Source organism: Cognaticolwellia mytili (genome assembly GCF_002104475.1).
GTDB classification, from domain to species: domain Bacteria; phylum Pseudomonadota; class Gammaproteobacteria; order Enterobacterales; family Alteromonadaceae; genus Cognaticolwellia; species Cognaticolwellia mytili.
In genome coordinates this window covers 45,117-60,466 of record NZ_NBOF01000001.1, presented here as the reverse complement: position 1 = coordinate 60,466, position 15,350 = coordinate 45,117, and the positions used below count along the sequence as shown (strand labels likewise).

The following is a 15,350-nucleotide window of genomic DNA, read 5'->3' as shown; positions in this document are numbered from 1 at the left end:
GTTTTGTTACAGAGTTAAATCTAAACGTACAAATAGTTTTAGCTTGCCATTTGATAGCTTATTGACTAATCAAACAGCAACTAAAACAAATGAAGTGACGCATAAATCAATTTAATATAATGGTAATGCGTCGTTCATGCACTTTACAGAAAACTCAATTATGCAGCACGTTTAAGGTTGAATCCCCTTGTCATTCGACTTACTAACACCACAAGCACAAGCCACCCCATTGAGCCACCCCCTTCTTTTTTCTTCGGAGCGACTGTTTGTGGTGTAACTGTTTTCGGCGTAATGGCAATACTAGTAATACTCGTTGCAGCCGCCTCTCCATCAGAGGCGGTAACTTGAATCTTAACAACTTCGTTGCCGGTAACACTAGGTAAGGTAAAACTTACTTGAGCATTAGTTTGACTATCAAAACTAATCGCAGGCCCAGACACTTTTTCCCAAGTATAACTAAGCTCATCACCATCAGGATCACTAGCTTGTGCTATTAAGGTGATATTACTCCCTTCTACATTGCTATTCTCATGCTCATTAATAGTAACAACAGGAGCTTTATTGACTTGCAATACAGTCACTTCGATTGTCGTAGAGCTCGTATCTAAGCCGTCATCAACGGTTAACTCAAATATCAATACTTCATTTTGGCTTACCGATGGACTGATAAAGTTAAGTTGAGCACTATGAGTGTTATCGAGTTCAATGCTAACACCAGATAGTTGTTGCCATAAATAAGTGAGACTATCTCCTTCCACATCGCTAGAGCCTGATGCATCGATCATAATGGGCGTGTCTTCCTTGATAGAAATAGCGCGGGCTAACACTATTTCAGGTGCATGATTTTGTACTTCAATGGCAATAGCACCTGGATCTTCTACTGCACCATTAACACTCAAGTCAGTGTCATTCGGGCCGCCATCTTCAATGAATAGCTGAATACAGTTATCACCGGCTGTTAATCCCTGGCTATAATTATCGTCATTCGCTGCCGGACAATTGCCATTCTCATCGGTACTTGCTGAACTAAGATGATTATCATTATCTTCAACAAAGGTATGCCAACCATCCTTGATATTATATTTACGATAGACCGCACTTTCAGGCAACGAACTGCCTTTAGCTAGTGGAACAACAACCGCAACAGACTCACCTTGTTCAATCGCACCTTCAACCGTAAAGTTATAAATCGGGCTCGCCAGTTCATAATGAGCATCACGAGTTTGCGCTGCACCTTCATCGACGAGGGTCGCTAATTTATCAAGACTCAAACCCGAACCTTGCACATCAATACCTTGAGCAGATGCTAAAGTCCCTAGCGACATGCTTAAGCCTAGAGACGTTTGTAAAGGCTCTACTCCTTGCACACTCGGCAATCGTGTGGTATCTGCATCATTGTCTAAGTAATCGGCAATACCATCACCATCACTGTCATTATAGCCTTCATCACTATCTACAATACCATCATTGTCAGTATCGGCTCGGGTATCTAAGGCAGCAAGATGATCAACAACAAACTGAATTGATTTTGTAACAGATAATAACGCTTGGGTATTATTCTCACTAACATCAACTTGCAATGAATAGACCCCAACAGCTAAATTTTCAGGGTTTAATAAGTAAGTAAACTCGCCAATCAATTCTGGGAAATTTCCACTCACATCACGCCAAACAATATCATGATTATCACTTTGGTTAACATCAGTAATAGCGGCTTTAAGCATAACCAGGCCTTTGCTCGGATCAACAATAGTGACCTGCTTTTCGCCTTGATAGAGTGTTAACAATAAGTTGGGGGCAACATTATTATCAACAATCACTAATCGACTCTGGTTCATATCACCAACAGTGGCATTATTAACTTCAACTAATGTCAGCACTAAGTTATCTTTAACCTCTACATTATCAGGTATATCTACCGTAAAAGTTGTTTGAATACCTGAATTCAGTGAACCTTGCGCGTCAATGATTACATTTTCATTACGTAACACTTGGTAGTTAAAAGTTACCGGATAAGCTGGTGCAGCGCCATTTAATGCAAAGGTGGCTTCATAATTACCACCGGCCATAACTTGTAGTGAAGTGGGTAAACCAGCTTGCGGTAGAATATCAATAGGTTGCGTAGCAATAACACTATTTAGAGCCTTATCCATCGATGTCAGCACAACTTCATGGCGACCAGTTAGAAGTACAGTTTCTGTTGTTATCATTGGGGATATTTCACCATCGACCAGATCATAAGATTTAACGGTTAGCGCTGATGAAATATCAGTCAACCGCCCTTTGGCCGCCAGTGTTATAAGCGCAATATCATCGAATACTGGCGCCGTTGTATCAACAACATTCACCGTCTGCTCTGCAACAGATTGATTATTAGCAAAATCAATCGCTATCCACCTAATAATATGCTCTCCTACAGGCAAGGGGTTACTATAATCTGAGGTTAGCGTTAACGGATTAAGATTATTATCATTCACCTCTGGCATAGGTAAATCAATCGCTGTTTTCTCTGCCGTCGCTTCAAACGTCAAGGTGTTTAATTCAGTAAAAATTGGAGCTTGAGTATCACCAATTGTAGCATCCAAAGGCGCCTCATCTTCAGCGTCAACAACGCCATCATTATCATCGTCATTATCGGCATTATTACCAATACCATCGCCATCTGTATCAATCGATTCGCGACTGTCTAATGGGAAAGCATCGGCGCTATCAACAACACCGTCATTATCATCATCATTGTCGGTATTGTTACCAGTACCATCTCCGTCTGTGTCTTCAGACTCTGTTACATCAAACGGAAAAGCATCGGCACTATCAGCAACACCATCGTTGTCATCGTCACTGTCAGCATTGTTACCAATACCATCTCCGTCTGTATCTAAAGATTCAGATGTATCAAGCGGGAAAGCATCAATATTATCGTTAACACCATCAAAGTCTGAGTCTACATGAATCAATGAGGTAGCATTTCGATACTCTGCTAAATTAGATAAACTATCACCATCTTTATCTAATTTAGCATCGGACGGGTCTTTAGGTGCCAAACCAGATAACACCTCAATACCATCACTAATACCATCAGCATCGGAGTCTGATGCACAAAGGTCTGTTCCTAATATAAGCTCATCGACAGAGGTAAGTGAATCCTTATCTGGGTCAACACTTGAAATAGCATTACTCGGGTCCAAAACGCATGATTGGTTTACTTCTATCCCATCTCTAATTCCATCACCGTCACTATCATTATTAAGTATTGATACTAAGAAATGCTCTTTTTCAGAAAAACCGTCAACCATACTTTCGCTATAATATGTTACTTCACCTTCTGCGATGTTAATTAACTTGGTACGAATTTCTTCACACAAAACTGGCGTTGTATTTTCAGGCACAAACTCATTTGGGGAAATTGTTGTCAAACGCGATGCGGTAACTAACGGCTTGTTTGCTGAACTAGCATTATCGTACGCCTGATCTTCTGCCTCATTTAAAAAACTGTACAAAGCCTTACAGGTCTGTGCAAAGTAATTTAATTCTTCAACCACATTAAGAGAATCACCGTCACCATCACAATTATACGTTTCGTCACAAGTATTATCTGGTAGTGCAGGACGAATGTATAATTCAGGCGTAGTACTTATTAGCGTAGCTTGTGCGTAAAAATAAGATTCCCATAAATCTGAAATCCCATCACCATCGGAATCCGCCAATTTCGGTGATAAGCCTAACCGTGCTTCATCTATATTTAAAACGCCGTCATTATCATAATCAGAAGCAGCTGCCATATCGGCATTAGGATCGTCAATACCAACATTTTGGCTTATTGGATTAAAGCCATAACGCACCTCAAAACCATCATCCATACCGTCTTTGTCAGTATCACTGCTATAAGCATCTGTTGCATAATATGGATGTGTAACAGAAGGTTCCCCATCTACACCAGCGATAAAATCATCACAATATTCCCCAGCAATAACAGCATCAATCAAAGTATTTTCACAGTTAATGATTTCTTCACCGTTAATAAGCCCATCTGCATCGAGATCTAAATTCAATTGCGGAACTTGAGGAATGCTACTTGTATCAACTGCGCCTGTACATAAGGGGAAGCCGTTGCTTTCGTTATACCAATTAAGATTGAGACCGTCTAAATTTGGCAGTTTCCAATCAACAACCACATATGATCCTGACTCCCTTAATACTGAGATTTCTATAGCACCTGGTATATCGGGAAACGCAATGTCGACATTCGGAATTTTACTTGTTAGTTGGTCCAACGCAGGATCGAGTAACTGCCATGCCAAACGACTAAATTTATCTATTAATGGAATATTATTAAAAGCCGTAAGGATATCAAGAACAGAATAACTTCCAATCAGCCAAACATTGACATAAGTATTAAAAACAATGTTTACTGTGCCAATAACTTGAGAAAATCCATCAGCATCTAATACCGCATTAATCTCATCTAAAAATGTATCTAAATTATCTAAAGATAATCTTGTTCCGTCTGGCAAAGTCGTGCTTTTCATACTTTCAAGTCGACTTATCAGAGCATCTATTTCAGCTATTTGCGTAGCAACTTTATAGTCCATGCCATCGAGTGCGTCGATGGGGAAACTACTATTATTTTCGTCAGCTTGATAAACTGAATCTGAGCCAACGAGGGTATTATTTGCACTTTCTAAATCGAAAACGGTTGATATTGGCGCAGCAAAACCCTCTAACTTAATTACGCCAAATGTATACTCAGGTTTTATTTCGCCGTCCTGTGCTAGACAACTAACCTCATTCTGAAAAATATCATTAACATTCGATAAATAATCAAGAATAGAACTCACAGATCTTGATTGATCATTTATTTCAGAACTTAATTGAGTTAATTTCTTTCGAATAGGTTGATAGCGTAATTGGTCTAGCAAATATAAATTTGCGGTTGTTTTTGCTAAATATTTCCCCGATTTTTTTACAAAAGTATCTAAAGGCCCGGTTAGCTTAGTTATAATATTTTTTACTTTGGTATTATAAGGTACAGCTTCACTTAACTCTTTCAATGTAAATGTTGCTACCCTTAAAGAAGTTAGCTTACGCTTTGTAATATTTAGTTTTTTTATGAGATTTTTAGCGATTACGGTATCACTTTTTGCTGCAAGTGTTCTTCCACCTAGTACCCCTAAGTGTTCTTGGTAGCTTGTTAAGTCTGCCATTACAACGGTATTTTTAGTTAATACATTACCTGAAAAACTTAAACTAGAGCCTTTAAATACATCAGGTCGAATAGTGCTTGGTATCACAGTGCCTTCAGAAGTCGTAGCTTTAATAGCTGAAATAGCCAAGTGGCCGATGGTCGCGGCATCTGCTTGAATCGCTATAAATCGCCCAGTTCGACCAACCGTATAAGTATCAGCCTCTCCTACGAGAGTGGTAACAGCAATTTCAGCCCACCCATCTTCTGGATTGAACATCGGATTTGAAGGGATAGTCCAGTCTGAAATAAACATCTTAGTTTTACCATCACATGCGGTGCAGTCTGCGGCAAACGTTAAATCAATACTGTCAATGTCAAAGGTAGCGCCTATATCTAATATCCACCAAGGGGAAGTATCTGCCGTTGTTTTAGAAGATTTATTTAATTCATAGGCATAATTAGCAGGACGGCTTTCATCTGTAGAAGATTGTCGCGCATAGCCAAATAATTTATTCGCATTAGTTAAAACAATAATTGGTTGATTATTACCTCCGTCATCACTATAGCCACTAGTACCAAAAGGACCTGTACCATCATCACGCCAAGTATCGCGACTAAAGCATGCTCCTGATACTTCAATTCTGTCAAAATTTACATTGCTATCATCAGCAGCATCCTCTGTTAATTCAGTTTCAGAAAACGTCGCACCTCGAAAATCAGCACCATATGCAGTAGCGCTGTCTAGGCGAGAGCCGATCAACTTGGCGCCACTAAAATTAGCATTGGTTAGTGTCGCTCCAGAAAAATCAGCATTTGTTAGATCAGCACCACTAAAGTCAGCATTAGTCAGTTCTTTACCACTAAAATTTATACCCACTAATGAATTATTTTTATAGTTACAATTACTTAAACCACCTAAGTCACCACTACCAGAGTCCGCATCTCTTGGATTTCTATTTTCACATGCCTCAATTTCACTTGGCTCACTAACTACTTTCGCTTCGTCAAACAAGCCACATTTAAATGTTTCATCGGCGGGTATTGGTGTGTCGTTCGAAGTTGAACGTAATTGGCCGATAATTTCTATTTCAGCAAACGCTAACTGGCTTTCACCTTTAGCTTTTGCTAGGCGAATATAACGAGCGCTATGGCCTACTTCAAAAGTTACTGCTCGGTCTGCATTCATACCGCGATAACGACCAATATAATCGTAGTTTTTTTCAGTAAACCAGTCATCACCTTTAAAAGATGAATCAGATAACAATAATTCAGCGTCTAAAACTTTATCTTTATGCTCAGTACTTGGGTGAGGATGAACTATTATTTTTTCGATGTGCTGATATTGACCTAAATCCAACTGCCAATATGGCGAGGTATCACTATCAGTCATTTGTGATACATAGTTATATCCAGCATCGCTATCGGAACTAATTAGATCAACAGCGTTAATTGCTTTTGTTGACTCGATAGCTGGTGTCGCTGAAACAGGCACAGTAAATAAATTAAACAAACGATAAGGCTCACTGCATGGATTACTAAAGTTACACCCATAAAATTTTTCAGCTGTTGCTATGTATGCCCCCAAATTAACAGTAATATCTTTAGGGACGCTATTAATACGGCCATCATATTCAGTATCGGTTAGCGTTTTAATTTCGGTAACAAAGCTATAACTGGTGGTTCCAGTCCACCTATATTCACCAAAAGCGCTGTTAGGCTTTGAATATTCATTACCTTGAATTAGTGTAAATTCAGCGTTATCAGAATTTTTATTGTAAAGTACCTGATCCGGTGAAAATGTAATTTTATTAGCCCAGTCATTTTCATTATTATGTGGGAGATTAATATTTGCTATTCTGGCCCCTCTAAAATCGACTACGCTATCACCATCATTAAAACTTGCCCCATTAAAATCAGCTCTAATTAAGTTTGCTTCTGTAAAGTCAGTTTCCCCTATAAATTGTGAATTTCTAAAATTAGCATTTTCAAGGTTGGCGCCATTTAAATTCAAATCAGTAAAGGTTATGCCACTTTTATTACAACCTGACCAGTCAACCTCAGGCGCTGCGGGGTCAGAACAAGCAGCATAAACGCTCGTGCTATTAATAAAAAAGCAAGCCATTATGCTACCCAGCACAATCTTTTTATTTGGCCATAAAAAAATATAGTTCATTGCGACATTTAGTCCCTATTATTGGTTTGAGCTAAACAAGTGTTAATTCACTGATGCTCAGTATGTTTTTATCCCTACTTATTAATGCGCAAAACATGATAGTTTTTCGTCAAATTAATTTTTATTCTTTGTAGATGCTTAATTTTATTGACAATACTTGTTTTAAAATTGTATCTTTGCAGTGCACAGTGGCGTATTAACTTGCTGAATAACGGATATAAAAATAAAATTCATATGAATAAAAAACAATCCATTACCCATCTATTAATTAATGCCTCAGATAAAGAATCAGAAGTTTGGCAACAAATAATGCCCTTGGTGTACGACCAATTACATTCACTTGCCAGTGCACAATTTAAGTCAGAGCGCTCCAATCACACACTGCAACCAACTGCTTTAGTAAATGAAACTTTCGAGCGTTTGGTTGATAGCAAATTAACCATCTCAGACCGTAAGCATTTTTTTAATTTATGCTGCCAAATGATGCGCAGAATTTTGGTTGATTACGCTCGTGGAATTAATAGCCAGAAAAGAGGCGTTGAAAGTGAGCGCTTCAGCTTAACCTTGTGCAATGAAGAGTTAAGCAGTAGCCAACTGAATTTGATCCAATTAGATCAGTTACTAGATAAACTACAATCTTTGCAGCTGAGGCAATCACAAATTGCCGAGTTGCATTATTTTGGTGGTCTTAATCAGAGTAAAATAGCTGAGCATCTTTCGATATCACCAGCAACTGTTTTTAGGGAATTACGTTTTTTAAAGGCTTGGCTAAACATGCAAATGGATAACGGCGTATGACCCCAGAAAAATGGCAAGAACTACAGCAAGTTTTTGAACAAGCACTAGCGTTACCGCTTAATGAGCGCCAAGCATTTTTGAAAAACTATTGTCAGGGTGATGCCACATTATTAGATGAACTTACTCGCATGATAGCCCAAGCAAACAATGACAAAAGCTCGCTGACTCAGATAATTGAACAAACGGTAGAACAAGTACTTGAGACTCAGTTGCTTACTGGAAAAACGTTAGGAGCCTTTGAGTTAACCCAGCGTATTGGTATGGGGGGAATGGGCGAAGTCTATCGTGCTAAACGCGTCGACGGTGAGTTCGAACAACAAGTAGCAGTGAAAATAATTCGTTCTGGCTATATAAATAATGATATTAATCTGAGGTTTCAAACCGAACGTCAAATATTAGCTAAGCTTAACCACCCCAATATAGCACGGGTAATTGATGGCGGTCGCTTCGATGGTGAACGACTTTATTTAGCGATGGAGTTTGTCGACGGTATTCCTATTGATGTTTATTGTCAGCAACAGCAGTTAAGTAAAGCACAAAAATTAAGATTGTTTTTAAAGGTGTGTGCGGCAGTATCATCAGCACATCAAAATAGAATTATTCATTGCGATATTAAGCCAAGTAACATCCTCGTCAGTGAAAATGGTGAACCCCACCTGCTTGATTTTGGTATCGCTACATTTATTGATATTCAACCAGATGAGCAGAACGACACAACGAGCAACAATAGTGTTAATGCTGTTACATGGGATTACGCAAGCCCTGAGCAGCAAGCGGGTGAGGGCTTAAGCACCGCAACCGATATTTATGCGTTAGGCATTCTACTTTACGAACTTTTACTCGAAAAGCGCCCAGAGATTAATCAACAACGTCCAAGCATTGAGAAATTTGCTGACTTAGTAAATATAGACCTTCAGATGATCGTTAATAAAGCTTTACAATTTACGCCTGCTGATCGATATTCATCGATAGATAAGTTAGCTGATGATATTCAATTTCATCTAAATAAATTACCCATCAGTTTACGAGCAAATCAGCGAGGATATCTTTTCTCTCGCTTTTTGCAGCGCAACAAAACAATAGCAGCGGCCACTTTTTTAACTGTATTGCTACTCAGTGGCTTTAGTTATCGTGAATATCAGTTGCGTATAGTTGCGCAATTAGCACAAGTTAAAGCACAGCATGAAAGTAAAAAGTCACAACAAGTTATTTCTTTTCTCACGAATATTTTTAAGATATCCGATCCTGATCACGCTAAAGGCAATACAGTAACGGCAAGAGAAATTCTGGATAAAGGTCGTGACAACATTAGCGAAAACCTAAAAAATCAGCCAGCCATTCATACTGATTTATTACTCACTATTGCAAATGTCTATGAAAACTTAGGCTTGTATCATGACGCTAAAAAAGTATATAACCAAGGTTTACAGCTGGCGAAAGATAACTTCCCAAACGATTTAGCACTACAGCTGAATTTCATCAACCGCCTTGCATTTACCAATATTTCACTATCACAATTTTCAGAAGCTGAAAAACAACTACAGCTAGCGTTAACTTATGATCTCCCCCAAGAGCATCCTGTTTTTGCCAGTATTTTTAATCACCTTGGACTACTACGTAATAAGCAAGGCAATACAGCAGAATCAATAACATTATTTAAAAAATCCCTAAAGATAAGGCAGCAACATAGCACAGCAGAAAAAGGGAACACTTTTCGAATACAACATAATCTGGCTAATAGTTATATAGATATTGGGCAATATAAAAACGCTGACCACTTGTTAGCTCAAGTATTGACAGACAAGCAACAAGCCTATGGTAAACGTCATCAATCTTATATTCGTACGTTAACGTCATATGTTAATTTAGCGCAATATCAGGGCACGAATAAAAATACCTTAACATTGGCCCAAGAAGCATTATTTTTAGCTCAGGAGGTTTTAAATGAAAACCATCCTGATGTGATTAATAGCCTCAATACCGTTGCTAATGTACTGCACGATCAAGGTAACTATAAGCAAGCTGAACAACACTATAAACAACTGCTCGAATTAGATCGAAAATATACCGGCGAAGATACTATTTCCTACTCAGTTAGTCTCAACAATTTAGCCTCTTTATATAAAGATATGCAAAGTTATGATAGAGCTGAGCCATTATTCCAGCAATCTTTGACTCTTAGAAAGAAGCTTTATAAAAGTAACAACCCAAGAGTCGCTAACGCATTCGCAAATTTAGGACAGCTGTTAAACCTCACAAAACGTTACGATGAGTCAATGATATTAAACCAGCAAGCATTGGATATACTTCAAAAATCAGACAATCCAATTCCGTATCTTGTATCAACAACTAAAATGAAGTTAGCGCAAACATTTTTAGGACAGAATAACCCTCAAAAAAGTGCAGAAATGCTGCAACAGGTAAGCATAATCTTAACAAAGAACTTTAAACCTCAACATAAGCTATTTGCAGAATTGTACCTACAGCAGGCAAAACTAAATGCTTATAAAGGTAATACACAAAAGGCCATTGTTCTTCTTAAAAAAACATTAGAAATTCAATCGAAAAGGCTAGGTACCGCGCACCCACTTTTAGCTGAATACAAAGTGCAACTTGCTCAATGGCACGCAACACAAAAACAATGGTATAAAGCTAAAAAATTAATAGAAAAGAACCTGCCAAGCTTAACTAAACATTTATACGAATATGCTCCAGCATTACAGCAAGCAAAAGCATTACTAAAGCAGATCGAAATTGAGCTGTCTATGGCGGCTAGTCATAAAACTACTTAGCTATATGGATAACAATCGGTAGATGAAAAGCAGGAGTAATAGCTAGGAAAGCTTTTACTTCTGTACTTAGATTGAAGCAGATGTTCTATCCTTTATTTACACCTACGCTGTTACTTAAACCTGTAAACTTAAGCCTGCAAACGTAGACCTAATCTACCATGATATTTATTAAGCTTTAATATGGACTAATGGATTATACGTTTTTCTTTATCCCACACGCTACTTTGCCAATTCGAGATTTTTCCAGAAGCTTCACATGTATCGCAACGCCATTCAATCAGGTCAGTTTTCGCATGTGACGCATTAATACTTCCTTCACAAAACAGTCCATCCGCTCGGGTATTGCATTTCAAATCAACATCAATTACTGGATCGGATACTAGCTGCTCGATATTCTCAGAAACCGATAAGACTTATTGCTGCTCTAACCACTCTTTTGGCGACATATTAGTTTGCTTTCTAAAAACACGCGCAAGTGCAGAAGCCGTTTCATAGCCAACACTATTAGCGACGATACTGACATTTTTGCCTTGCTTTAATAACGACTGTGCAACACCTACTCGCCAACTGACAAGATAATCATTAGGTGTTTGGCCAATAACACCTTTAAATACTTCAGCAAACTTTGACCGAGACATTAACGCTAACCCTGCCATCTTTTCTAATGACCAGTGTTCTTCCGGATGATTATGCAATTGTTGTAAAACATTCTTTAAATGCGGATGCATTAATCCCGCCAGCATACCTTGCGCAATATCACCTTTAGTAATGAGCGAACGCATCATATTAATAATGAATATTTCCATCAGTCGATTCATTACAGCTTGACGTCCTTGCAGTTCTTGCCCTGCTTCAGCAATAATCCAATCAATATTGGTCTGTAAAAAAGGCGACTCTACTAAAGGGAGAATTAATAAATCGGGTAAGGCATCTGCTAATAAGTTAGAACTATTACTACCATAGGTCACCGTTGCACAAATAAGTTCAGCATTATCAGTATCTCGTGCTTGCAAACCATGCTTAACCGGGCGAGGAAGAAAAATAATAGAGGGCTTGTCTAACACTATAGTGGTTTTATCTAAACCAATAATAGAAAGCGTACCACTGCGTAATAGATGAATATGCCCTTCTAATGCAGCCCCTTCATTAAAATGGGACAAACCACATATTTTTCCGGTGTAAAACACACCTGCTTGTAGGCTAAATCGGTTAATTATTTCGGATAGATGGTCCATAAATAGGCAACTTGGACGATTTGGTTCAAAGTGCGGACGATTGTATCCCACTCACTTAGCGATCAACACTATTATTTACCCCGTCACTAACAATCAAACAAATTTAGGAAACAACATGTTCAAAACAACTTTAAAAACAATCCTAGCTGGCTCTATTTTAGTTGCAAGCAGCCTTTCATTCGCCGCAGATATTGACATGAATGCTGATGCCAACGACTTAGCAATAAAAGGTTACGACCCTGTTAGCTACTTCACTATGTCGACTCCTAAAATGGGTAACGCAAGTTACACAGCGACTTATAAAGGCGGTATTTATCGTTTTAGCAATGAAGAAAACCGTGACATGTTTAAAGCAAGTCCAGCTAAATATGCTCCACAGTACGGCGGCTTCTGTGCTTTTGGTGTAGCAATGGAGAAGAAATTTGATACTGATCCATTAGCTTGGAAAATTGTTGACAACAAATTGTACTTAAACCTTAACAAAGACGTGCAAAAGAAATGGTTAACGGACGTACCAGGTTATTTAAATAGTTCAAACGATAACTGGGGTGACATCAAAGGTGTTGCTGCTGACAAACTTTAATTAACACTTTGTGACTGTGAAGCTTTATTAAAAACTTAATTTAGTTTCACAGCTAAAACCATAAAAGTAAGTAGGAAAAAGCGATGAATGTAGAAGAAATCAGAAGTGAACAACACTTTACCGACGTTTTAGCATCAAACACTGAAGTGTTAATCGATTTTTGGGCACCTTGGTGTGGACCTTGTAAAACAATGGCACCAATATTTGAGCAAGTTGCCGACGAACAATCGACTAAAATGAAAGCGATTAAAGTAAATATTGATGATATGCCGGCCTTAGCACAAAAATACGGTATTCGAAGCATTCCATCGCTATTGCTTTTAAAAGATAAACTAGTAGCATCTGAACATGTTGGCGCCGCGCCAAAGAAAGAAGTACTAGACTGGTTAAACGAACATTAATAAAAGGAAATGAACATGAATCATAATATTGCACTATCAACAGCGCTAGCAGCCGCTTTAACATTAGGTGTTATTTCCGATGTAGAAGCCGCAGACAAACGCGCGAAAAAAGAAAAATGTTACGGCGTATCTTTAGCAGGGCAAAATGACTGCAGTAATATCGCAGGTACTCATTCTTGCGCCGGACAATCGAAAATAGATAACGATCCAGGTGAGTGGCGCTTAGTCACCAAAGGTCTTTGCAAAACCCAAGGTGGTTTGACACGTAAAGAAGCTCGCGAAAAATTAAAGCAAAAAGCTTAAGTAAATTAAAGTCGCTATAACGACTAACTTTTTCGATGTTACTGGAGAAAATTATGTTTTCCTTGAACAAAAAAACACCAACTAACTTACCTTTAATTGGTGTGGGTTTAAGACATAATCATTTTGAAGATGCCTTAAACACTCCAGCTAACATCGACTTTATTGAAGTACATGCAGAAAACTTCTTCGCCAATGGCGGTGCTAGTCATGCGGTACTAACTGACATAAGTCAGCATTATAAAATTAGCCTTCATGCCACATCATTAGGCTTGGGTTCAGCTTTACCTGCGCCACAAAACCAGCTTGACCAACTCACTAATTTAGTTGAGCGCTATCAACCGATACTATTATCTGATCATGCTTGTTTTAGCTGGGCTGAAAGTGAAAATGCTAGTGTACACGCCGGCGATTTACTTCCTGTGCCATTTAATGACGAAAGTTTAAGTATTATGGTGCGTAACGTTGAGCGAGCGCAAATGCAATTGGGTCGAAAAATATTGGTCGAAAATTTGTCAGCGTATATTGAGTTACCTGGTTCAACTTACAGTGAGGCTGAATTTCTCGTCAAGCTTTGTCATCAATCAGGTTGCAAGCTACTGGTTGATTTGAATAACTTGATTGTTAATGCCATTAATCAGCCATTAACCACGTTAACCTCAGAACAAATCGATTCAGAAAGCACAATTGACGTGTTAGCACATGCAAAGCACTGGCTTGATAAGATTCCAGCGGAGCTTGTTGGCGAAATTCACTTAGCTGGTTGTACACCAGTGGGCTCAGAGCAATTAATGATAGATGATCACGGACAACCAGTATCTGATGACGTTTGGCATTTGTACCATTACGCATTGCAAAAATTTGGTCCTATAGCAACATTAATTGAATGGGATGAAAATTTACCCACTTGGCAGGTATTAATTGCTGAAGCGGATAAAGCTAAAAGTATCGCTATCAATGTTTTTTCTGCAGAGTATGAAAAATCTGACAGTAAGAAAACGTTAGAGGTAGTCCACAATGACTCTTAAGCAGCAACAAACACAGATGCTATCTACTATATTTTCATTAGATGCTTTACAAAAAACAAGCAACGAAGGAGACAGTAATAACTTATCTGCTGGAATGAAAATTTATCAACACAGTTTATTGGCCAATGCTAGCCGCGCATTAGCAATAACCTTTGCCACTGTGCATTCATTTGTTGGCGAAACTGATTTTACTTTGTTGGTTAAAACATACCTGAAAAAACATTTAAAAGCCCAATATGATTGGGGCGAATTAGGGCAAGAGTTTGCTGACTTTATTCGCCAACAATCACTAAAAAACAGTGGCGTTTTAGCTGCAATAGCGGATTTAGACTTTGCTTGCCATCATACGGAGCGAGCTGAAGACGTAGAAAAAGATTTAACAACGTTATCATTGCTAAACGATTTTGATGCATATCAGCTCACGATTAACTTTAGTGCCGGTTTTAAGGTATTAAAGCTAAATTATCCTGTAGATCTAGTTGTTGAAGATATCAAACAAGCTAATGAAATTAATAGCAAATTAACAACCCATGATATCGAACAGCAACTTAATAATACTGAAAATGGTGAGTATTACTACCTAATATGGCGGCCCAATTTTCAAGCGCAATATCAACAAATAACACAACATGAGTTCCAATGGCTAACGTTATGGCAATCGCTACCGTCTTTGGCTGCTCGTTCACAGCCCAGTATTGGTAGTGCATTAGATAAAGTAACTAATGAGACGTTTTCAATCATAGATTGGCTGCCAAAAGCCATTGAACAACAACTGGTTAGTTCAATTTCAACACTAACTTCAGATTAAGTTAACCCTAAATACAACAACACTTCAGTGCATAAAGAGGAATATTT

General features: G+C 38.4%; 9 protein-coding genes. 7 read left to right on the top strand and 2 right to left on the bottom strand.

What is annotated here, in order from left to right; genetic code table 11:
- Positions 1 to 158: 158 nt before the first annotated feature.
- A complete protein-coding gene (locus B7C41_RS00195; protein WP_158089060.1) occupies positions 159 to 7,307 on the bottom strand; it encodes a pentapeptide repeat-containing protein in 7,149 nt (2,382 codons plus the stop codon).
- A 285-nt stretch (positions 7,308 to 7,592) separates the two neighbouring features.
- Between B7C41_RS00195 and B7C41_RS00190 the strand changes: the two genes are divergently transcribed.
- Positions 7,593 to 8,156 carry an ECF-type sigma factor gene (locus B7C41_RS00190; RefSeq protein ID WP_085296751.1) on the top strand — a complete coding sequence of 188 codons (564 nt, stop codon included), beginning with the start codon at positions 7,593 to 7,595 and terminating at the stop codon, positions 8,154 to 8,156.
- Positions 8,153 to 10,948: a serine/threonine-protein kinase gene (locus B7C41_RS00185; RefSeq protein WP_085296750.1), complete on the top strand. Its 2,796-nt coding sequence runs from the start codon at positions 8,153 to 8,155 to the stop codon at positions 10,946 to 10,948. The genes B7C41_RS00190 and B7C41_RS00185 overlap by 4 nt, the downstream gene beginning before the upstream one ends.
- Before the next feature lie 413 nt (positions 10,949 to 11,361).
- On the opposite strand, the gene B7C41_RS00180 is transcribed toward B7C41_RS00185, so the two are convergent.
- On the bottom strand, positions 11,362 to 12,183 hold the full coding sequence (locus tag B7C41_RS00180; protein ID WP_085296749.1) for a cupin domain-containing protein: 822 nt from the start codon (positions 12,181 to 12,183) through the stop codon (positions 11,362 to 11,364).
- A gap of 115 nt (positions 12,184 to 12,298) precedes the next feature.
- Between B7C41_RS00180 and B7C41_RS00175 the strand changes: the two genes are divergently transcribed.
- From B7C41_RS00175 to B7C41_RS00155, 5 genes are all read left to right on the top strand, one after another.
- Positions 12,299 to 12,766 (top strand): YHS domain-containing (seleno)protein, encoded by a 468-nt coding sequence (locus tag B7C41_RS00175; RefSeq protein WP_085296748.1) that lies wholly within the window; start codon positions 12,299 to 12,301, stop codon positions 12,764 to 12,766.
- Positions 12,767 to 12,849: 83 nt separating this feature from the next.
- On the top strand, positions 12,850 to 13,167 hold the full coding sequence (trxA, locus tag B7C41_RS00170) for a thioredoxin (RefSeq protein WP_085296747.1): 318 nt from the start codon (positions 12,850 to 12,852) through the stop codon (positions 13,165 to 13,167).
- A gap of 15 nt (positions 13,168 to 13,182) precedes the next feature.
- Positions 13,183 to 13,470: a BufA1 family periplasmic bufferin-type metallophore gene (locus tag B7C41_RS00165; protein ID WP_085296746.1), complete on the top strand. Its 288-nt coding sequence runs from the start codon at positions 13,183 to 13,185 to the stop codon at positions 13,468 to 13,470.
- 53 nt (positions 13,471 to 13,523) lie between these two features.
- On the top strand, positions 13,524 to 14,495 hold the full coding sequence (locus tag B7C41_RS00160) for a DUF692 domain-containing protein (RefSeq protein ID WP_085296745.1): 972 nt from the start codon (positions 13,524 to 13,526) through the stop codon (positions 14,493 to 14,495).
- Positions 14,485 to 15,303 (top strand): HvfC/BufC N-terminal domain-containing protein, encoded by an 819-nt coding sequence (locus B7C41_RS00155; protein WP_085296744.1) that lies wholly within the window; start codon positions 14,485 to 14,487, stop codon positions 15,301 to 15,303. Before B7C41_RS00160 ends, B7C41_RS00155 begins: the two co-directional genes overlap by 11 nt.
- The last annotated feature ends 47 nt before the right edge of the window (positions 15,304 to 15,350 follow it).